The following is a 22652-nucleotide window of genomic DNA, read 5'->3' as shown; positions in this document are numbered from 1 at the left end:
CAATTATTGCGCTTGAACACGAAGTTCAGCTGAGCTGCGGCTTTGGTGGCCGAGCAAGGTGTTTAGATCCGCCGTCTTTGGTTTCACTAGGTAGAACTTCGGAATCCATTCATCAAAGTTCGCCAGAATAGCTTCAGCGTGCACTGAGCCTGTCTCTTCTAAGTGCTCAGCAATTAAGCCACGCAGATGTTCTTGGTGGATATATAAGTCAGACAAAGAAAGCGCCTCAACCGACTCGTTGTTCACTCTACCTTGGAAGTCTTCGTTCTTGTCCATGACATAAGCGAAGCCACCCGTCATACCTGCACCGAAGTTAACGCCAGTTGCGCCAAGAATGGCAACAATACCGCCCGTCATGTATTCACAGGCGTTGTCACCCGCACCCTCAATCACGGCAACCGTGCCTGAGTTACGTACGCCAAATCGTTCGCCAGCCGTACCTGCAGCATATAACTTGCCTCCGGTTGCACCATACAAACAGGTGTTACCTATGATGGTTGCTTCGTTACAAGTAAATGCGGTGCCTTGGTGAGGTTTGATAACCACCTTACCGCCAGCCATGCCTTTACCAACATAGTCATTAGCATCACCCGTTAGGTAAAGCTCTACGCCGCCTGCGTTCCAAACAGCAAAGGATTGGCCTGCGGTACCATCGAGATACAATTTGATTGGTGAACCAGCCATGCCTTGGTTGCCATATCGCTTAGCAATTTCGCCAGAGATACGTGCGCCTATCGAGCGGTCTGTATTAATCACGTTGTAGTAAAGGCTGGTGGATTGTCTTTTCTCAATCGCATCGAGTGCATCATCCAGGATCTGCTGGTTGAGCTGAGCCTTATCAAATGGCGCGTTTGGTTCGGTCCAAAACAGCGGGTGACCTTCCGGAGAGACTGGAGCTTCGAGTATTGAAGATAGATCGAGTTTGCTCTGTTTCGCTGTGAGACCTTGAACGGCTTCAAGTAAATCAGTACGGCCAATCAAGTCGGTGAGTTTTTCTACACCAAGCTCTGCAAGGTATTGGCGAACTTCATCGGCTAGGCCAGTAAAGTAGTTCACCACCATATCTGGCAGGCCTTTGAAGTATTCGCGGCGCAATGTTTCATCTTGAGTCGCGACACCCGTTGCACAGTTGTTGAGATGACAAATTCGTAAGAACTTACAACCCATTGCGACCATTGGTGCGGTACCAAAACCAAAGCTTTCAGCGCCTAAAATCGCACCTTTAATCACATCAAGACCGGTTTTCAGACCACCATCGACTTGCAGACGGATCTTATGACGAAGCCCGTTAGCAACCAATGCTTGCTGGGTTTCTGCTAGCCCTAGTTCCCAAGGACAGCCTGCGTATTTTACTGAGGTCAGTGGGCTCGCTGCGGTACCGCCATCGTAGCCAGAAATAGTGATTAGATCGGCATAGGCTTTTGCTACACCTGTCGCGATAGTACCAACACCCGGTTCGGATACTAACTTCACTGAAACTAAGGCTTTAGGATTCACTTGTTTAAGGTCGAAAATCAGCTGTGCCAAATCTTCGATGGAATAGATATCGTGATGTGGAGGAGGGGAAATCAGCGTGACCCCTTGAACTGAGTATCTCAGTTTGGCGATTTCTGCCGTGACTTTATGACCTGGCAGCTGACCACCTTCACCGGGTTTCGCACCTTGCGCGACCTTGATTTGCAGAACATCTGCATTGGTTAAGTAATGCGGTGTTACGCCAAATCGACCAGACGCAATCTGCTTGATGCGCGAGTTGCGGTCAGTCCCAAAGCGTCGTGGGTCTTCACCACCTTCACCAGAGTTGGAGTAGCCTCCTAATCGGTTCATCGCCATAGCCAGTGCTTCATGAGCTTCTGGGCTCAAAGCTCCAATCGACATCGCAGCCGAGTCAAAGCGCTTAAACAGATCGCTACTTGGCTCTACTTGCTCAAGTGTTAGTGGTTTATCGGCTTTTTTCAGGCTCATTAAGTCACGTAACATTGCCGCAGGGCGAGCATTTACCTGTTTAGCAAAAGATAGGTAATCCGAAGTTTCGCCAGTTTTAACTGCGGTTTGCAGTGTGCCAACTACATCTGGGTTGTAGGCGTGATATTCACCGCCATGGACGTATTTCAGTAAACCGCCGTGTTCGATCGGTTTGCGCTTAGTCCACGCTTTACGAGATAAGTTATAGATATCTTGTTGGAAATCGCTAAAGCTTGCGCCTTGGATTCGTGTGGTAACTCCGCGGAAACAGAGCTTAACAACATCGGAATGTAGGCCAACGGCTTCGAAAAGTTGCGAACAACGATATGAAGCAATCGTAGAAATACCCATCTTCGACATGATCTTATACAGACCTTTGTTGATGCCGTTTTGGTAGTTCTGCATCGCGGTGCGATAGTCTTTATCTAAAGAGCCATCATCTAACATTTTACCTAATGCTTCATAAGCCAGGTATGGGTAAACCGCGGTCGCACCGAAGCCAAGTAGCACTGCGAATTGGTGTGGGTCTCGAGCAGTTGCTGTCTCAACCACGATGTTGGCATCGCAACGCAGATTGGTATCAGCAAGTCTTGTTTGCACCGCACCAACCAACATGGCTGCAGGGATTGGTAGTTTGCCTTTCTCTAACCCTTTATCCGACAGCACAACTAAAACGGCACCTTCACGGACTTCTTGTTCGGCGCTATCACATACTGCTTTGATTGCTTGTTCAAGGTCTTGATGGTTAGGGTCATAGTGCATGCTGAGAATAACATGACGGTAATGTTTTTGACTTAACTGCAGAAGCTGCTGTATGTCTGAGTAAAGCAGTACTGGTGAATCAAACGTGACACGATAGGCGTGACCGTCTGTCTCACAGAACACATTCATCTCTTTACCAATACTGGTCGCCAAAGACATCACGTGTTTTTCACGCAGTGGATCAATTGGTGGGTTGGTGACCTGTGCAAACTTCTGGCGGAAGTAATCAGTAACCAGACGCTCTTTTGAAGAGAGCACAGCCATCGGCGTATCATCGCCCATTGAACCTACCGCTTCTTGACCCATGTCACCAAGTACACGCAGTACTTGGTCTGATTCCTCGTTGCTCATCGCAAACTGTTTTTGGTAGGTCTTTAGCGTGTCATCGTCAAAGCTACGCTTACCGACTTGGTCATCTTGCAGCGCAGAAAATGGCGTTAACTTGTGAACGTTCTTTTCCATCCACTCTTTATATGGGTGGCGACCTTTGAGGTCATTGTCGATCTCATTAGATTGCCACAGCTTGCCGCGGCGAGTATCTATTACCAGTAGTTCACCTGGACCAACACGGCCTTTTTCTGCAACTTCATCCGGTGCGTAGTTCCAGATACCGACCTCAGATGCCAGTGTGATTAGATTATCTTTGGTAATCACATAACGCGCAGGACGCAGGCCATTTCTATCAAGGTTACATGCGGCGTAACGACCATCTGAAAGTACGATGCCAGCAGGGCCATCCCACGGTTCCATGTGCTTGGAGTTGAAGTCGTAAAAGGCACGCAGATCTGGGTCCATGTCTGGGTGATTTTGCCATGCGGGCGGAACAAGCATACGCATCGCTCGGAACACATCCATACCTCCGGCAAGGAACAGGTCGAGCATGTTATCTAGGCTTGAAGAATCTGAGCCTGTCTCATTCACAAAAGGTGCAGCGGTTTGCAAATCGGGAAGCAGCGGTGAAGAGAATTTATAGGCACGAGCCTTAGCCCACTGTCGGTTACCTTCTATGGTATTGATCTCACCATTGTGCGCCAAATAGCGGAATGGTTGAGCCAGTGGCCAGCGTGGTTGTGTGTTGGTTGAGAAACGCTGGTGGAACAGACATATCGCCGATTCCATACGTAAGTCTGCAAGATCGAGGTAAAATCGCGGAAGATCGGCAGGCATACACAGACCTTTATAGACCATCACCTGTGTTGAAAGGCTACAGATATAGAAATCTTTGTCTTCGGTGATCTGCTTTTCAATTCTGCGACGAGCAATGTATAGGCGTCGTTCGATGTCGCGTTCACGCCAACCTGCAGGTGCTGAGATAAAGACTTGTTGAATGTTGGGCACTGAGTCTTTTGCGATTGGACCTAACACGTCGGTGTTAGTCGGCACGACACGCCAACCTGCGACGGTGAGTGTCTCTTGAGCGAGCTCTTTATTGACGATGTCTTGCGCGGATTGCGTTTTGATTGGGTCTTGGCTGAAGAAAATCATGCCGACAGCGTATTGCTTGCCGAGGTTGAAGTTATTCTCTTCTGCGATAATTTTGAGGTAAGAGTCTGGCTTCTGCAGTAATAACCCACAGCCATCTCCGGTTTTACCATCCGCAGCGATACCACCACGGTGTGTCATGCGATCTAGGGCTGAAATAGCAGTTCTTACCAACTTATGACTAGGTTGGCCTTCCATTTGCGCTATTAAACCAAATCCACAGTTGTCTTTTTCAAGACTAGGATCATATAGAGCCATTGCAATTCTCCCTTTTGCTTCTCTGTCATCCAGACAGTAAATGACTAACTATTCATGTACTTGTTGTTTTTTATAAACTGATAGTCTGCTTTAGCCAGTTAAAACGTTATTGGTTGTGTTAACAAAACCGATTGATTTTATTTTCATCAGCTTTACAACGTATAGCTAATTGTGTTTAAGGTCAAGTTCATGGTTAATTATCATGCATAAACGCGATTAGCCACTTAATAATCTAAAATAGTCGATGGATATCAATGAGATATGCAAGATGAATGTTAATGATATTTAACATATACAACAGGGTGTTTTTGAAAACGCCGAAGGCCAGATAGAAAAAAGGCTAGCATCGAGTGCTAGCCAAATATAAAAGTTAGGAAGGGTGTTGCTTTTCCTCTAGGCTAACGTCATCGACGCTAGCCCGAGAAATATTATGCGGAAAGCATGAGTGAATCAGCTTTCGCTTCTAAGTTTGAGTTACCCATTAAGAAGTCATCAATAGCAATTGCACATTCACGACCTTCATTAATACAACGTACTACTAGAGACTGACCTGTACGCATATCACCAGCAGCGAAAACGCCTTTCTGGTTAGTTGCGTAACCTTCAGAAGCGACGTTACCGCGCTCGTCCAGTTTAATGTCTAGTTGAGCTAGCACACCTGTTGGCTCTGGGTGTAAGAAACCCATCGCTAGGAATGCCATATCACAAGGGATAACACGTTCTGTGTTCGCCACTTCTTCAAAGCTTGGGCGCTCACCTGGTTTCGCATCTTGCCAAACGATGTCAGCAATACGTAGACCCGTCACTTGACCTTGCTCGTTACCGATGAACTCTTTGGTTAAGATGTTCCAGTGGCGTTCACAACCTTCTTCGTGAGAAGTCGTTGTTTTCATGATCATTGGGTATTGAGGCCAAGGCATATTTGCAGGGCGTTTCTCTGGTGGGATCGGCATGATCTCTACCTGAGTAATGCTTGCTGCTTTATGACGGTTTGAGGTACCTACACAGTCAGAACCCGTATCACCACCACCGATAACCACAATGTGCTTATCTTGAGCGTGAACCTCTTCTGTTTTCAGGTCTAGGTCGTTGGCACGACGGTTGTTTTGACCAAGGAATTCCATCGCAAAATGAACGCCTTTTAGCTCACGACCTGGAATTGGTAGGTCACGAGGGACCGTAGAACCACCCGTTAGCAGAACTACATCAAATTCTTGACGTAGTTGCTGAGCGTTAACATCAACACCGATGTGTTGGTTCACTTTAAACCCAACGCCCGCTTCAGCCATTAGATTGATCTTACGATCAATCACGTCCATACCCAGTTTGAAGTCTGGGATACCGAAACGCAGTAGGCCGCCAACTTTCTCGTCACGTTCAAATACAGTCACGGAGTGACCTGCACTGTTCAGTTGCTCAGCAGCGGCTAGGCCTGCAGGGCCTGAACCGATAACAGCTACCGTTTTGCCTGTGCGAGAACGAGGTGTTTTAGGTTTTGCGTAGCCTTCACGGTACGCAGTTTCTACAATCGTTTTCTCGATATTACAGATAGTGATTGGGTCTTGGTTGATACCTAGTACACAAGCACTCTCACAAGGAGAAGGACACACACGACCTGTAAATTCAGGGAAGTTATTAGTTGAGCTTAGGATGTTCCAAGCCTCTTCCCAGCTGTCACGGTAAACCGCGTCATTGAATTCTGGGATGATGTTACCAATCGGACAACCGCTGTGACAGAAAGGTACGCCACAGTCCATACAACGAGATGCTTGAGTATTGATCTTGTCACCAAACTCTTCGTTAAGTACGAACTCTTTGTTGTCTTCGATACGAACTGACGGGTCGAGCTTCTTTGGAAGCTCACGACCGTGTTCTAAAAATCCAGTAGGCTTACCCATTATACTGCCTCCACTTCTTCCGTTTGTGCCTGTTGTGCTTCAGCTTTACGCTTCTCAAGAACTGCTTTGTAGTCGCGTGGCATTACTTTAATTAGTGATGCAACACTTGCTTCAAAGTTGTCTAGGAAAGACTGAGCAACTTCACTTCCTGTGAATTCAACGTGCTTCGTTAGCATATCTAGTAGAAGATCTTTATCTTCTTGTTCAATTGGATCTAGGTCGACAAGTTCAGAGTTAAGCTTGGTTTCGAAGTCGCCCGCTTTATCCCAAACATAAGCGACACCGCCACTCATACCCGCAGCAAAGTTACGACCCGTTGAGCCAAGGATAATAGCAACACCGCCAGTCATGTATTCACAACCGTGGTCACCAACGCCTTCAACAACAACCTTCGCACCTGAGTTACGAACACAGAAACGTTCGCCAGCCATACCGCGAATGAAAGATTCACCTGAAGTCGCACCGTAGAAACATACGTTACCTACCACGATGTTATCTTCAGCAACGATAGATGATTTCGCATCTGGGTACAGTACCAAAGTACCGCCAGACAGACCTTTACCCCAGTAATCGTTCGCGTCGCCTTCTACTTCGAACTTAACGCCTTTCGCAAGGAAAGCACCGAAAGATTGGCCAGCACTACCGTGGAACTTAACGTTCATTGGCTGTGGTAAACCTTGGTCTTTGTAAACCTTCGAGATTTCGTTCGACAGCATGGTACCTGCAGAGCGGTCCGTGTTGATGATAGGGAAGCTTGCACTTACAGCTTCGCCTTTCTCAAGTGCAGGAATCGCAGCTTGAATCAACTTACGGTCTAGAACATCTTCTAGGTTGTGGTTTTGTTGTGTCTGGTTGTAGATACCATCTTCTTCACGCGCCTGCTCAATGTGCAGTACCGGCGTTAGATCTAGGTTCTTGTACTTCCAGTGACCGATGTCATCACGCACTTTCAGTTTGTGCGATTGACCCACCATCTCATCGATAGAGCGGAAGCCGAGCTCAGCCATTACTTCACGCAGGCCTTCTGCCATGTATTGGAAGAAAGTCACTACGTCTTCTACGCGGCCGTCGAAACGTTCACGCAGAGTCTTGTTCTGTGTTGCGATACCAACAGGACATGTATTCTTGTGACACTTACGCATCATGATACAGCCTTCAACAACCAATGCTGCTGTTGCTACGCCCCATTCTTCAGCACCAAGTAGTGTTGCTACTGCAAGGTCACGTGGTGTTTTCATCTGACCATCAGACTGAACAACGATACGGTTACGTAGGCCGTTTTTCAGTAGTGTTTGGTGCGTTTCTGCTAGACCCAGTTCCCAAGGCAGACCAGTGTGACGGATAGAAGACATCGGAGATGCACCCGTACCACCATCAAAACCTGCGATAAGTACCACGTCAGCTTTCGCTTTCGCTACACCAGATGCAATCGTACCTACGCCAGCTTCTGATACTAGCTTCACGTTTACACGGCCATTACGGTTCGCGTTTTTCAGATCGTAGATCAGCTGAGCCAAATCTTCGATTGAGTAGATATCGTGGTGTGGCGGTGGCGAGATAAGACCTACGCCCGGAGTCGAGTGACGCGTTGCGCCGATCCAGTCATCAACCTTATCACCAGGTAGTTGACCACCTTCGCCCGGTTTCGCACCTTGAGCCATCTTGATTTGTAGCTCATCAGCGTTAGATAGGTAGTAAGACGTTACACCAAAGCGACCAGAAGCCACCTGTTTGATTGCTGAACGTTCCCAGTCGCCGTTTTCTTTACGTTCGAAACGTGCTGGATCTTCACCACCTTCACCTGAGTTTGATTTCGCGCCAATGCGGTTCATCGCAACAGCCAGTGTTGAGTGAGCCTCATGCGAGATTGAACCAAAGCTCATTGCGCCAGTAGCAAAACGCTTAAGGATGTTCTCGATTGGTTCTACTTCTGCTAGAGGAATAGAGCCTGCAGGGTTTTTGATGAAGTCCAGTTGGCTACGTAGCGTTGCTGCGTTGTCGCCTTGGTCATCAACTGCTTTTGCGTACTTCTTGAACTGACCGTAATCTTTGTTACGCGTCGACTCTTGAAGTAGAGAAATCGTTTCAGGGTTGAACAGGTGCTTCTCACCACGTTGTTTCCACTGGTAAACACCACCAACATCAAGGATCTGAGCTGGGATTTCACGAGCTGGGTAACCAACACGGTGACGAACCAGTACTTCTCGCGCGATATCGTCGATCGTTAGACCTTGGATACGAGAAACAGTACCTGTGAAGTATTTTTCAACCACTGATTTGCTAACACCAAGTGCTTCAAAGATTTGTGCACCGTGGTAAGACTGCAGCGTAGAGATCCCCATCTTAGAGAAGATCTTAAGTAGACCGCCGTTAACACCTTTACGGTAGTTATCGAATAACTCACGTGGGTGTACGTTTGGATCTAGCTTCTTCGTACGTTGCAGTTCAACAATCGTTTCAATAACTAGGTATGGGTTAACTGCGTTCGCACCGTAACCGATAAGCGTTGCAAAGTGGTGTGTCTCACGAGCGTCGCCCGTTTCAACCACGATGTCACACTTAGCACGTAGACCTTTACGGATTAGGTGGTGGTGAACCGCGCCAACAGCCAGCATTGCTGGAATAGCGGCATGGTTAGAGTTAACCGCACGGTCAGTTAGTAGGATGATAGAGTAGCCATCAATCACTGCGTCTTCTGCGTATTGGCAGATACGCTTAAGTGCGCGCTCTAATTTACCTTGGTCGCCATTTGCTTGGAATACGATATCCAGCGTCTTCGCTTGAAGGTGCTCGTTATCGATTGCACGCAGTTTTTCTAACTCAGAGTTAGACAGTACTGGAGACTCAAGCTCTACTTTTTGACAGTGTTCAGGTGTTTCAGCAAGTAAGTTCTGATCTTTACCTAGGTAAGTGTTCAGAGACATAACCATACGCTCACGAATCGGGTCGATCGGCGGGTTGGTTACTTGTGCAAACAACTGTTTGAAGTAGTTTGAAAGGTGCTGTGATTGATGAGAAAGAATCGCTAGCGGCCAGTCAGCACCCATTGCAGAAAGTGGCTCGTAGCCTGTTTTCGCAAGAGGTAGAATGATTTCGTTGACTTCTTCAGAGCTCACACCAAACGATTGTTGTTTGTGGAGAAGTTTCTCTGGAGAAGGTTGACTAAATTCGTTGCTCGCATCTGGTAGCTTTTTCAAGCTCAGAAGGTTCTCTTCAACCCACTTTTCGTAGGGTTGTGCTTTAGCAATGCTGTCTTTCACTTCTTCATCAGAAATGATGCGGCCTTGCTCAAGGTCAGCAACAAAAATACGACCTGGTTGCAGGCGACCACGGTACTCAACGTTTTCAGGTGCAATCTCAACAACACCAGACTCAGACGCCATTACTAGGAAATCGTCTTTTGTTACTGTGTAGCGAGAAGGACGCAGACCGTTACGGTCTAGCGTTGCACCTACTTGAACACCATCGGTGAAACATACAGATGCTGGGCCATCCCATGGTTCCATTACGTTCGCGTGGTACTGGTAGAACGCACGACGAGTTGGGTCCATGTTTTTGTTTTCTTGCCATGCTTCCGGGATCATCATCATCAACGCATGTGGCAGAGTACGACCTGAAAGAACAAGTAGCTCAAGTGCCATATCGAAGTTTGATGAATCCGAACTACCTTCCTGACAGATAGGCAGTAGCATGTCGATTTCAGCTTGTGTAAACAGATCCGATTCTAGGATTGCTTCACGCGCTTTCATCCAGTTCAGGTTGCCGCGAACCGTATTGATTTCGCCATTATGCGCGATGTAACGGAAAGGCTGAGCTAGACGCCAACGTGGGAATGTATTGGTAGAGAAGCGAGAGTGTACCAGTGCTAGAGCTGTCACCATGGTTGGGTTTTGCAGGTCTAGGAAGTACTGAGGAACTTGTTCAGTTGTTAGCTGACCTTTGTACACCAATGTCTTGTAAGACATAGAGTTGATGTAGAAGTCATCACCGATATTTGAAACGCTTTCTAGGCATACACGAACCGTGTAGTTACGTAGAACATACAGTTTACGCTCAAGTTCTTCTGGTGTGATACCAGGGCCGCCAGAAATAAATACATGTTCAAATTGAGGTTCAGTGCTTAGTGGGTCAGCACCAATCATTGAATTGTCAGTTGGAAGTTCACGGTAACCGATCACTTCTAACTCAAGGCGTTGTGCATTGCGTTCTAGAATGTCACGACACTGTGCACGTTTGTGTTCATCTTTAGGGAAAAGTACAACACCAACACCATATTTTTCAAAAGATGGCAGCTTAATTCCAAGCTTTACGGCTTCTTCTAGTAAGAATTCGTGCGGCTTCTGTAGCAGGATACCTGCACCATCACCAGAACACGGATCGCAGCCTTGGCCGCCACGGTGTTCCATACGTGCAAGCATATCGAGTGCTTGAGTTACTACATCATGAGATTTGCGATTCTTTAGATGCGCAACAAAACCGATACCACAAGCGTCATGCTCCAATTCAGGAGTATACAGACCCTGTGAGTTCTGCTCTTGATCTACCATAGATACATCCTTCCAGTTAAATCTAGGCGCAACTTATTTGTATAAAGTCAGCCTTGTCCTTTTATATTTATGGGTCTAAACCTGCCTATGCTGGCGGTTTGAATCCTTTCCGTATCTCGCAGGAAAAGTATTGCGAGAAAAACAATCCTTAGTGATACCTGTTTATTTTTAACCACAAACTAGTGGTTTATATAGGTGGGAGTTAGATATCACCGACTTATTAGCAAGTTTTCGTTGTAAGTAAATACTCAAAAATAGCCAATATGTGTAAGTATCCTACAATTTTGTCTAGGCGAATTGCAATGAAAGTTGACCCATGTAGACCATTTTTTTCGTTTTATTTTGAATTTAATGCCTAACAAATGTGCAACATTAGGCAAATAGAGCCGATTTTTTGCATGTTTATTGATATTTGTTAGGTTGCTCGCAAAAAGCCTTGAGTAAACTAATTGGTCGAATTTTGCAGGGATGTAATTTTTTTTCAAAAAAAGACTGATATTCATTCTTATTTACTTGAGTGCTTTGAAAATATGCAATTACACGAGTTGGTCAATACTATCGGCCAAGACCTTCAACGCCGTTATGGCGAGAAAGTCCACAAGCTGACGCTTCACGGTGGTTTCAGCTGCCCAAACCGAGACGGGACCATTGGTCGTGGAGGTTGTACGTTTTGTAACGTGGCTTCCTTTGCCGATGAACAAACTCAAATTCAAAGTATTGCTGACCAGTTAAAAGATCGCGCGGGTGAGATTGCTCGTGCCAAGAAGTATCTGGCTTACTTTCAGGCGTACACCAGCACTTATGCTGAGGTACAAGTGCTTAAGAATATGTATGAAGAGGCGTTAAAAGCACCTGGTGCAGAGATCGTCGGCCTTTGTGTTGGCACAAGACCAGACTGCGTGCCTGATGCGGTGTTGGATCTGTTAGCGGGTTACGTTAAACAAGGCTATGAGATTTGGCTCGAGCTTGGCCTGCAAACCGCCAATGATAAAACCCTCAAGCGAATTAACCGCGGACACGACTTTGCGGTGTATGAAACGATCACCCAGCGTGCACGCGCTTTAGGCATCAAGGTGTGTACCCACCTGATTGTTGGTCTACCAAAAGAGACTAAGCCGGATAACCTTGAAACCTTAGACAAGGTATTAGCGGTTGGCACTGATGGTATTAAGCTGCACGGCCTGCATATAGTAGAGGGCAGTACCATGGCTAAGGCGTGGAAAGCCGGAAAGCTAGAAGCCCCAAGCCTTGAAGAGTACATCGATATCGCGAGTGAGATCATTCAACGCACGCCTGCGGACGTGGTTTATCACCGTGTTTCTTCAGCGGCGAGACGGCCAACGTTACTTTCTCCTTTATGGTGTGAGAACCGCTGGTTAGCGATGACTGAAATAGGCCGTTCGCTCGATAAAACCGGTGCTCAAGGCATCAAAACTGGCTCTGCATTCGAGTACACGTTGCCTGTTTTAAACGCAGCCAATTAATAGAAATGGGTGACTGTAGGTAACAGCAGATAAAACCAACAAATAGTGGTAACATTTCCCTCACAGATTTTATGGTATAGATTGAGAGCAGATGGAACTGGTAATGACTTGGTTGTGGGACAGGGCGTATGGCTACGGTATTTATATCGTTGTTGTATTGCTGATTGCTCTCATCTGCTGGCATCTCTATTCTCGTTATCAATCGCATATCGAAACGCTTCTACTTGCTACCCCGTCGCCACTCTACTTTGTTGATGTTCGAAGTGGCGAAATACTCTATGCCAATCGCCAAGCAATGCAGTTGCTTGGTATTCGACAAATTGGTGTTAACTTTCGATTCCCTACCGTTGAAAGCGAGAATAGCTTTCGCCACTACTTAACCAATCACATCAACTCTCGAGCCTTCGAGCAGGTCTCCCTGTGGGCGCTTTCTGAATTTGAGTCGTTTAAGATCAACTTAGTCGGTCGTAAGGTTCATTTTAGAAATAAGCAGGCTTGGATGATTCATGCTTCACCTTATAAGAATACTAACGAAGAAATGTCCCAAGAAGTTCGAGAGTTGAATGTTGCTCGTACCGCTTTGGATTCTTTGTCTGAGTTGATCTACGTGAAAGATCAGAAAGATCAGTTAGTGACGAGTAATCGCTCGTTTAAAAAGTTTTGGCATGGTCGTGCTGAAGAGGGCACCCTGAGTGTTTCTGGTGGAGTATTAAAAGGTCGTGTAAGTGAACGCTCTTGGACTACAGATCAAGATGGAAAAAGCTGCTTGCTTGAAACCTACCAAAGTGTCTTGCTCTCACAAGATGGATCAACCATAGGTACGCTCTCTATTAGCCATGATGTGACCGATTGGCATGACATGCAGCAGCAGCTTCGTGGCGAAATGGAGAAGCGAAAAGATACCGAAGTGGCACTTGCGCAGCGTGACACCATCTTGCAAAACATCTTGGAGGCCAGCCCAGACTCGATTGGCATCTTTAATGAAAACATGGTTTATCAAGCGTGTAATAAGCCATTTGTGGCTGCGCTAGGTATCTCTGAAGTGAGTGACTTGATCGGTAAACGCTTACAAGATGTGGTGCCACATAGTATCTATACGCGAATATCAGAAACCGATCATCAAGTGCTTCATCAAAGTAAATCGCTGCGTTATATCGACAAAGTGGTCTCAAGTGATGGAGCATTTACTTGGTATGATGTAGTCAAATCACCGTTTAGAGATCCAGCATCGAGCACTAATGGTGTGTTGATCATGGCGCGTGATATTACAGAGCGTTATCTAGCAGAACAAAAGCTTGAAGAAGCCAACCTTGAACTTGAACGCCTCAGCTTTATGGATAGCCTGACTAAAGTTTCTAACCGACGTCGTTTCGATGAACAGCTCTCGACACTGTGGCATTATCATGTGCGTGAGAAGTTACCGCTGACGATCATGCTGTGTGACATCGATTTCTTTAAAGGCTACAACGACTATTACGGACACCAGCAAGGTGATGATGCCTTGGTCCAAGTTTCTCAGGCATTTAAGCAGGTGTTGAATCGTTCATCGGACTGTGTAGCTCGTTATGGTGGTGAAGAATTCGGCTTTATTCTGCCGAATACAACGACCGAAGGTGCTCAGCTGGTGGCGCAGCGTATTCATGACGAAGTCCTAAAGTTGGAACTTGCGCATGAGAAGTCGACGGTCTCTGAATTCATCACCGTGAGTATTGGTATTGTCTCTTACATTCCGAAACCTGATGACGAGATGGATTCGGCGGTTGCTTTGGCTGACAGTGCTCTGTATCAAGCAAAGTCTGACGGTCGAAACCGTTCTATGGTGCACCCATCCTCAATTTGCTAACTCTATAAAATCGGTGATTTTCCCACCTTCGTCTGTTTTGGTTGTTCGGTATTTATATTAATTGGATTAACCTTCGATATTGCCGCTGATCTCTTGCTGCGTGTGATGTAGCTAGCTTACCTCCTATCTTCAAACAGGGTAGAATGTTGCTAGTCTTATCGCATGGAGCGTTAAATGAAACCCATGAAAAATCTTGCCCAGTATTACGTGGATCTACTCGTAAAGCTGGGGATTGTCCGCTTTTCTATCTTACTCGCCCTAGCGCTTGTTGCCCTCGCTGTTGTTGTGCAAGTCGGTATCACCCTCGCACTCAAAGGTAATGTTGATGATATCGATATTGTCCGTTCAGTTTTCTTTGGTTTAGTGATAACGCCTTGGGCGGTTTACTTCCTATCTGTAGTCGTTGATCAGCTGGAAGAGTCTCGTCAAAGGTTAGCGAAACTGGTCTCTAAACTTGGCGACATGCGTGAGCGAGACCAAGAGCTCAACAATAAACTGCAGCTCAATATTGAGAAGCTTAATCAAGAAATTGAAGAGCGTGAAAAAGCGGAAGAAGCGCGTGCAGAAGCGATGCACGACCTTGAGAACGAGGTGTTTCAACGTGAGCGAACTCAGCTTGAACTTGCAGAACGTACGGCACTGCTACGTTCATTTATTGATGCTTCTCCTGACCTTATTTACTATCGTAATGAAGATGGTGTGTTCTCTGGTTGTAACCGTGCTGTAGAAGAGCTCACCGGCAAAACAGAAAAAGAGCTGGTTGGTTTGACTCCTTGGGATGTCTACAGTAAAGAGGTAGCCCAGCAAGTTGTTGAAACCGATAAGAAAGTCTTTTCTGATAACCAAGCGCTGACCTATGACCAATGGCTTGAATACCCTGACGGACGTAAGAGTTACTTCGAACTGCGTAAAGTTCCTTTCTATAACAAAGATGGCCGTCACTTGGGTTTAGTCGGTTTTGGTCGCGATATTACTGAACGTAAAGAGCATCAAGAGTCGTTAGAAAAAGCTAGCCGCGATAAGACCACCTTTATCTCAACCATTAGCCACGAGTTAAGAACACCGCTCAATGGCATCATCGGCTTGAGCCGCATGTTGTTGGATAGCCAACTAACGACCGAGCAGCGTAAGCAGATGCAAACCATTAAGGTAAGCGCAGTGACATTGGGTAATATCTTTAACGATATTATCGACATGGATAAGTTCGACCGCCGTAAGCTTGAGCTCTTCCCAACCCCTATCAATTTTGAAGATTTCGTTGTCGAGATCGAGAGTATTTCTGCGTTAATGGCAGAGCAGAAAGGACTAAGGTTCGATCTAGAAAGATTGTCTGATCTTCCAGCTGCTGTTGAGGTGGATGGTACTCGTCTTAGACAGGTATTGTGGAACCTTGTCAGCAACGCGATGAAGTTCACCAAAGATGGTGGTGTGGTGATGACAGTCAGCGCCGACATTGATGGCGACTTTGCCAACATAACGATGGAAGTAGAAGACACCGGGATTGGTATCCCTGAAAGTGAAATCGAGAAGATCTTCGCGATGTACTATCAGGTGAAATCGGGCACGGACAACTTGCACGCTGTCGGCACGGGCATTGGCCTCGCGGTCTCACAGCAGCTGATCAATATGATGGATGGCCACATTGAAGTCACCAGTGAAGAGGGCTTTGGTAGCACCTTTACGGTTTCGATTCGAGTTCCAGTGAATCACGATACTCAGGCACTGATCAAAACGCCAAGAAAGCAGTCGAATCTTAAGATCTTCATGGTTGAAGATATTGAACTCAATATCACAGTGGCTCGCTCTCTACTTGAAAGTCTGGGTCATGAGGTGACCGTAGTAATGACGGGTAAAGAGGCTCAGATTGCTTTCAACCCGGAAGACTATGACTTGGTACTGTTAGATATCCAACTGCCAGACATGACAGGTTTCGATATTGCTCAATACTACCGCGAGAAATACAGCCAACTACCGCCTTTGGTGGCATTAACTGCCAACGTGTTAAGCAACAAGCAAGAGTATTTCCAGAAAGGCATGGACGAAGCGATCAGCAAACCTTTGTCAGTTCGAGCTATTCAAGATGTCATCAGCGAGCTGATCGAAGATGCGCCAGAGGTAATTGAGAAAGTAGCGGGTACGGAGAAGGTTGAAAGCATTGAGAAAGTCGACGCCACTAAGTCTGTTCTTTCAGCTATTGATACCACTTTGCTTGATATTGATATGCTAGAGTCTTATGTTGACATTGTTGGACCAAAACCGGTTTTGGATAGCATCGTGATGTTTGAAGATATGATGCCGGAGTATATGGAAATATTGAACTCCAACATGGTCGCGAAAGATAAAGCCAGTATCGTTTCTGAAGCACATAAAATTAAAGGTGCAGCAGGTTCTATCGGCCTGAAACGCATTCAACAAGTTGCTCAGAAAGCTCAATCTCCTGACCTACCAGCTTGGTGGGAAAACATTTCAGATTGGGTCGATGAGATTAATAACGAATACCAGAATGACATTGAAGTCTTAAAGAGTTGGTTAAATCAAAGGTAGAAGAAGAATGAAAAAATTAGCATTCGCCGCATGTGTAGTGGCATTAGCGGGTTGTTCTACGCCCCAAGTAGAATGGCAGCAAGATAATCAAGTAGAAGTATCTGCAGCAACAGTCACAATGAAAAGCAACCTTTGGCACAACAAGATGCCAACGATTGGAGAGACCCAAGATAAGACTCTGCATGGTGCAATCTACCTAGAGTCAGACTCACAACTGCCAGCAACGCTTGCGGTTGAGAGTGTTACCGTTAAACAGGGTGCAGACACCTTATTGGTAACAGCTGACGATCTTGATTTAAGAACACATAGCGAAACTCAATGGGAAGTCGCTTTTGTGTGGCAACTAGAGATCGACAGCGACAAGCCTGTTGATGTGGCGGTTGAACTGAAAGATGGTGAAACCGTGAAGTGGCTAGTAGAGAAAGACGTTAAGGTTGATACGGTTTACTAAACCTTAGCGAACAATGAACAACAAAAAAGGGAGAATGCGTTGGCATTCTCCCTTTTTAATAACTATTGATTGCGCTTCTACTGTTCAAACACTAAGTGCTAAACGACTCGAAACGCGAATCGAATTAGTCTTCTAGGTCACCACAAAAGCGGTAGCCTTCACCGTGAATCGTTGCGATGATTTCTGGCGTACCAGAAACAGATTCAAAGTGCTTACGAATACGACGGATTGTTACGTCTACAGTACGATCGTGTGGCTTAAGCTCACGACCAGTCATCTTCTTAAGAAGGTCTGCACGTGTTTGGATCTTACCTGGGTTCTCACAGAAGTGAAGTAGAGCACGGAACTCTGAACGAGGTAGCTTGTAGCCTTCGCCATCTGGGCTAACCAGAGAACGACTGTTGATATCTAGTACCCAACCGTTGAACTCATACTTTTCAACGCTACGCTTTTCTTCTTGAACAGAGCTTGTGCTCATTGAACGGTTAAGAAGGTTGCGTGCACGGATAGTCAGTTCACGAGGGTTGAAAGGCTTCGTGATGTAGTCATCAGCGCCGATCTCTAGGCCAAGGATCTTATCAACTTCATTATCACGACCAGTTAAGAACATAAGCGCTACGTTTGCTTGCTCACGTAGTTCACGCGCAAGTAGTAGGCCATTCTTACCTGGAAGGTTGATGTCCATAATTACAAGGTTAACTTGGTTGTCAGATAGCACTTGGTGCATCTCTTCACCGTCGCTAGCCTCAAAAACAGCATATCCCTCTGCTTCAAAAATACTCTTTAGAGTGTTACGAGTTACTTGCTCATCTTCAACGATAAGAATCTGCGGGGTTTGCATTTGGCGGTACCTAAATTTGTGACGAAACTGTGCTAATAGAATAAATTCTAGGCAAAAACATAACATACAGGTAATGTATTTTTGATGATAACTTAAAGTTTTCAAAAAAACACTTACTTCCAGCTATCTGCCTTCCTTGAAGTATTGCCCAATAACGTAGATCCAGTACGCCTTTCAATCATTCTTTTAGTGATTGGAGAGGATTCTATAATGTTAACAGCATGCTAACAACGCGAGAATGTTAATTCCATTCACTTTGTTGATTTACATCAATTGCCGTATCGCAACAAACTTTAATAGTATGGCTACAACTTAACCAATGTTATGGTGATTATTTAGCACCAAAACAAGAATGATTATTCGAGATGTTTCGCACATCTTGCCTGCTAAAGACCGGATTATGAACCAAGGAAGCTGAAAGCTGTCCTAAGAGTCTAGTAGATAAATATGCTCAATCAACTTTTATTGAGTAATAAATTGAGCATAGAACAATGAAAACAAAGGATTAATTTTAATAACATATAAAAGCATAGAGGTTAGCCTGACTAAACAGGTAACGCCTTACTCACGGAGGATATATGCACGATATAACACCCGACTTATGTGATGAGTTTGAAAGCGAAGTCACCCTACTGAACATGCCATTGCAGAACTTCGGTCAACGTGGTGCGTTCTTTGGAAAAATTGTAACAGTTCGTTGTTACCACGATAATTCCAAGGTTCGCGAGATTTTAGAGACCGATGGCTGTGGCAAAGTGCTTGTCGTTGATGGAAATGGCTCATGCCAAAAGGCGCTGCTTGGCGATCAGCTCGCTATTCTCGCGATAGAGAATGGTTGGGAAGGCGTGATTGTGAACGGTGCGGTGCGTGATGTTGGCATGATGTCGCAAATGGACCTTGGTGTTCAGGCGCTGGGTGCATCGCCATTCAAGACCGAGAAACGCGGCGTCGGACAAGTGAATGTTACGCTCTCTATACATAATCAACTGATTCAGCCTGGTGACTATATTTATGCCGATTGGAATGGCGTATTAATTTCATCTGAGTTGTTAATTGAGTCGTAACTAACTCAAATTTAATTCCGTTGTTAGATTAGATTGGGGAATGGTTTGTGATGTGCTGAAAGCTTGGGGCTCAATTCGGACTAATCAGTAAATAAAGAACAAGCGAAAGAGATTAAAAGCGAAACCCTAATCCCACTTCAACACCTTGCTGCCACTCTTCATAGTCAAGGGTGGCATGCAAATCTAGATTATCAGTCAGTTGCACTCGGCTGGAAACCTCTGCGGCTACCGATTTCTCATTGTCTTCGGTTTCATCTTTATAGGTGTGTAAAGAACTGTTGAAAGAGACTCTTTCTGAAAACTGATAACTGACACCACTTAAGAATCCACTTTCCTGTTTCAGTGCCGCACTATTGATACGTGTACCCACGTAAAGATCCACATCTGAAAACAAGCTATAAGAATAGCCACTGTCTATTTTCCAAGTATCGAAGCTTTCACTTGACGCGTTTTGTGTGGAGATAAAAAATTTATGAGAAGAACGATCTATTTGAGAAGGAAGTAGAGGCAAACTATTCGCTGAACAAACAACAGGCATAGCAAAAGCCAAAAGAATAAGTAATCTCTTCATTTCCCACTCCTGATGTCATTATTATTGTTCTTCGAACGTTATCGTTCAATTAAAGCACAGAACTTGTGCGTTCGCTGCACAATCGATATAGCATTTTGTTATGACTATATATGCAATTGATCACTCTTGCTTGTTCAATGAGTAAATCCAGTATCTTAAGTGAAGGTTTATACAGGGTGTTTTATCCCTTAAATGACGGTTTGCTCTGAAAAACGGTGCGAATGTAAAAAAAACGCAACTTTTCATTGACGTCCAGTGGTAAAAATTGATACACGTAGAGTAAAGCACAAGCAGAGAATTTGATATGCAGCACGTAAGCCACCTAGTAATGACCACAACCATTATTATTACCGACATTAACATTGTTGGGGCAGGCTGCTAAGTAACGGATTTTAAAAAAAAGGCCTGTATCCAACAAGATACAGGCCTTTTTTTGTACCATTTTTATGACTTATGGAGAAAGGGATGCGCGTTTTAAAGTTTGGAGGTTCATCATTAGCTGATGCAGATCGTTTTTTACGAGCGGCTGATATCATCGCTAATAATGCCCAGCAAGAAGAGCTAGCTGTTGTACTATCGGCTCCAGGAAAAACAACCAATAAGTTGGTCGCTGTAATTGAAGCTGCACTTAAAAATGGTGAAGCAGATGCACAGATTACAGAGATCGAATCCTCATTCGCTGCACTGTTTGCAGATATTCAAGCCGTTGTTCCTTCTATTGACGGTTCTGCGTTCCAAGAGCAGGTGGATACTTCTCTTGCTCAGCTAAAACAGTTCGTGAACGGCATTAACCTACTGGGTATGTGCCCGAATCATGTTAATGCTCGCATCATCAGTAAAGGTGAGCGAATCTCAATCCAGTTGATGAAAGCGGTACTTGAAGCGAAAGGCCAACCAGCAAGCCTGATTGACCCAGTTCAATACCTATACGCTAAAGGTGATCACCTTGAAGCTATGGTCGATGTGGATGTTTCAACTCAGAACTTCCGTCAATCGCCACTTCCTAAAGGTCACGTAAACATCATGCCGGGCTTCACTGCTGGTAATGATAAAGGTGAGTTAGTAACACTTGGCCGTAATGGCTCTGACTACTCAGCGGCAGTTCTAGCGGCATGTCTACGTGCTGATTGCTGTGAAATCTGGACTGATGTAGACGGCGTTTACAACTGTGACCCACGCTTAGTCGATGATGCACGTCTGCTTAAATCATTAAGCTACCAAGAAGCGATGGAGCTTTCTTACTTCGGTGCTTCGGTTCTGCACCCGAAGACTATCGCGCCTATCGCGCAATTCCATATTCCTTGTCTGATCAAAAACAGCTTTAACCCACAGGGTGCGGGTACTTTGATTGGTCAAGACACTGGCGAAGATAACCTAGCAATTAAAGGTATTACTACGCTAAGTGACCTAACAATGGTTAACGTATCAGGCCCTGGTATGAAAGGCATGGTTGGCATGGCAAGTCGCGTATTCGGCGCGATGTCTTCGGCTGGCGTTTCTATTGTCCTTATTACTCAATCGTCTTCTGAGTACAGCATCAGCTTCTGTATTGAATCGGCTGACAAAGTGAAAGCGAAACAAGTGTTGTCAGACGCGTTTGAACTTGAGCTCAAAGATGGTCTATTAGAGCCAGTTGAGTTCATGGACGACGTAGCGATTGTAACGCTGGTGGGTGACGGTATGCGTACTTCACGCGGTGTTGCTTCTCAGTTCTTCTCTTCTTTAGCTGAAGTGAACGTCAACATTGTTGCGATTGCTCAAGGGTCATCTGAGCGTGCTATCTCAGCGGTTATCCCTGAAGATAAAATCTCTGAAGCAATCAAAGCGTGTCACGAGAACCTATTTAACTCTAAGCACTTCCTTGACGTATTCGTTGTGGGTGTTGGCGGCGTTGGTGGCGAACTTGTTGATCAGATCCAACGTCAGCAAGGTAAATTGGCTGAAAAAGGCATCGTGATTCGCGTATGTGGTTTAGCAAACAGTAAAGGTTTGTTGCTAGACAGCGATGGTCTACCGTTAGAGCAGTGGCGTGACCGTATGTCGAGTGCGACTGAAGAATTCAGCCTAGCTCGCTTAGCGGCTCTTGTTCAACGTAACCACATCATCAACCCAGTATTGGTTGACTGTACGTCTAGCGAAGGTATTGCTGCGCAGTACGCTGATTTCCTAGCGGCTGGTTTCCACGTGGTAACACCAAACAAGAAAGCAAACACAGCAAGCATGGCTTACTACCATCAGCTTCGTGAAGTTGCACGTAACTCACGTCGTAAGCTGATGTACGAAACAACCGTAGGTGCAGGTCTACCAGTAATCGAAAACCTTCAGAACCTTATCTCTGCAGGTGATGAACTTGAGAAGTTCAACGGCATTCTTTCAGGTTCACTGTCTTACATCTTCGGTAAACTTGATGAAGGTATGACACTAAGCCAAGCAACCAATATTGCTAAAGATAACGGCTTTACTGAACCGGATCCTCGTGACGATTTATCTGGTATGGATGTGGCGCGTAAGCTGCTTATTCTTGCTCGTGAAGCAGGCATGGCGCTTGAACTTGAAGATGTTGAAGTTGATCAAGCTCTGCCACCAGGTTTTGATGACTCAGGCACGGTTGAAGAGTTTATGGCTCGTCTGCCAGAAGCGGATGCTTACTTCCAAGAGCTGTCGGCTATCGCAGCAGAAGAAGGCAAAGTACTTCGTTATGTTGGCGAAATCGCTGAAGGTAAGTGTAAGGTTCGTATCGCTGCTGTTGATGGCGATGACCCAATGTTCAAGATTAAAGATGGCGAGAACGCATTAGCATTCTACAGCCGTTACTACCAACCAATCCCTCTAGTACTACGTGGCTACGGCGCGGGTACTGAAGTAACAGCAGCTGGCGTATTCTCTGATGTGATGCGTACTCTTGGTTGGAAATTAGGAGTTTAGGAATGAGTTCAAGTGAT

11 protein-coding genes, 1 pseudogene and 1 other annotated feature are annotated in these 22652 nt (G+C 45.6%); of the genes and pseudogenes, 6 read left to right on the top strand and 6 right to left on the bottom strand.

Annotated features, from left to right (window positions below):
* Positions 1–3: 3 nt before the first annotated feature.
* The 3 genes from gltB (ACED45_RS03345) to gltB (ACED45_RS03335) form a co-directional block, all read right to left on the bottom strand.
* Positions 4–4467 carry a glutamate synthase large subunit gene (gene gltB / locus ACED45_RS03345; RefSeq protein ID WP_371713305.1) on the bottom strand — a complete coding sequence of 1488 codons (4464 nt, stop codon included), beginning with the start codon at positions 4465–4467 and terminating at the stop codon, positions 4–6.
* Positions 4468–4895: 428 nt separating this feature from the next.
* On the bottom strand, positions 4896–6365 hold the full coding sequence (locus ACED45_RS03340; RefSeq protein ID WP_371713304.1) for a glutamate synthase subunit beta: 1470 nt from the start codon (positions 6363–6365) through the stop codon (positions 4896–4898).
* Positions 6365–10912 carry a glutamate synthase large subunit gene (gltB, locus tag ACED45_RS03335; protein WP_048658043.1) on the bottom strand — a complete coding sequence of 1516 codons (4548 nt, stop codon included), beginning with the start codon at positions 10910–10912 and terminating at the stop codon, positions 6365–6367. The genes ACED45_RS03340 and gltB (ACED45_RS03335) overlap by 1 nt, the downstream gene beginning before the upstream one ends.
* A 530-nt stretch (positions 10913–11442) precedes the next feature.
* On the opposite strand from gltB (ACED45_RS03335), the gene ACED45_RS03330 reads away from it, so the two are divergent.
* From ACED45_RS03330 to ACED45_RS03315, 4 genes are all read left to right on the top strand, one after another.
* Positions 11443–12396, top strand: a complete 954-nt coding sequence (locus ACED45_RS03330; RefSeq protein WP_102432151.1) for a TIGR01212 family radical SAM protein — start codon at positions 11443–11445, stop codon at positions 12394–12396.
* 91 nt (positions 12397–12487) lie between these two features.
* Positions 12488–14239 (top strand): sensor domain-containing diguanylate cyclase, encoded by a 1752-nt coding sequence (locus ACED45_RS03325; protein ID WP_371713303.1) that lies wholly within the window; start codon positions 12488–12490, stop codon positions 14237–14239.
* 174 nt (positions 14240–14413) lie between these two features.
* Positions 14414–16783 (top strand): aerobic respiration two-component sensor histidine kinase ArcB, encoded by a 2370-nt coding sequence (gene arcB / locus ACED45_RS03320; protein ID WP_371713302.1) that lies wholly within the window; start codon positions 14414–14416, stop codon positions 16781–16783.
* A gap of 7 nt (positions 16784–16790) precedes the next feature.
* Positions 16791–17234 carry a hypothetical protein gene (locus ACED45_RS03315; RefSeq protein ID WP_048658047.1) on the top strand — a complete coding sequence of 148 codons (444 nt, stop codon included), beginning with the start codon at positions 16791–16793 and terminating at the stop codon, positions 17232–17234.
* A 124-nt stretch (positions 17235–17358) separates the two neighbouring features.
* Here ACED45_RS03315 and arcA read toward each other — a convergent pair whose 3' ends face one another.
* Both arcA and ACED45_RS03305 read right to left on the bottom strand, forming a co-directional pair.
* Positions 17359–18075 carry a two-component system response regulator ArcA gene (gene arcA, locus ACED45_RS03310; RefSeq protein ID WP_004741534.1) on the bottom strand — a complete coding sequence of 239 codons (717 nt, stop codon included), beginning with the start codon at positions 18073–18075 and terminating at the stop codon, positions 17359–17361.
* Positions 18076–18504: 429 nt separating this feature from the next.
* Positions 18505–18606 (bottom strand): annotated as a pseudogene (locus tag ACED45_RS03305) (ribonuclease activity regulator protein RraA); the annotation flags it as partial.
* A gap of 47 nt (positions 18607–18653) precedes the next feature.
* Here ACED45_RS03305 and ACED45_RS03300 point away from each other — a divergent pair.
* Complete coding sequence (locus ACED45_RS03300) at positions 18654–19139, top strand: putative 4-hydroxy-4-methyl-2-oxoglutarate aldolase (RefSeq protein WP_048658048.1); 486 nt, start codon at positions 18654–18656, stop codon at positions 19137–19139.
* 112 nt (positions 19140–19251) lie between these two features.
* Here the strand turns inward: ACED45_RS03300 and ACED45_RS03295 are convergent, their stop codons facing one another.
* Positions 19252–19710 carry a hypothetical protein gene (locus tag ACED45_RS03295; RefSeq protein WP_048662672.1) on the bottom strand — a complete coding sequence of 153 codons (459 nt, stop codon included), beginning with the start codon at positions 19708–19710 and terminating at the stop codon, positions 19252–19254.
* Between the two features lie 317 nt (positions 19711–20027).
* Positions 20028–20146: a sequence feature (Thr leader region), on the top strand.
* Between the two features lie 29 nt (positions 20147–20175).
* Here ACED45_RS03295 and thrA point away from each other — a divergent pair.
* Positions 20176–22635, top strand: coding sequence for a bifunctional aspartate kinase/homoserine dehydrogenase I (gene thrA, locus ACED45_RS03290; RefSeq protein ID WP_102480909.1), 2460 nt, complete (start codon positions 20176–20178; stop codon positions 22633–22635).
* Positions 22636–22652: the final 17 nt, after the last annotated feature.

The sequence above is a fragment of the Vibrio crassostreae genome (assembly GCF_041439375.1).
GTDB classification, from domain to species: domain Bacteria; phylum Pseudomonadota; class Gammaproteobacteria; order Enterobacterales; family Vibrionaceae; genus Vibrio; species Vibrio crassostreae_D.
Note: the sequence above shows the minus strand (reverse complement) of the source record. Positions and strands in the feature narration are given on the sequence as shown.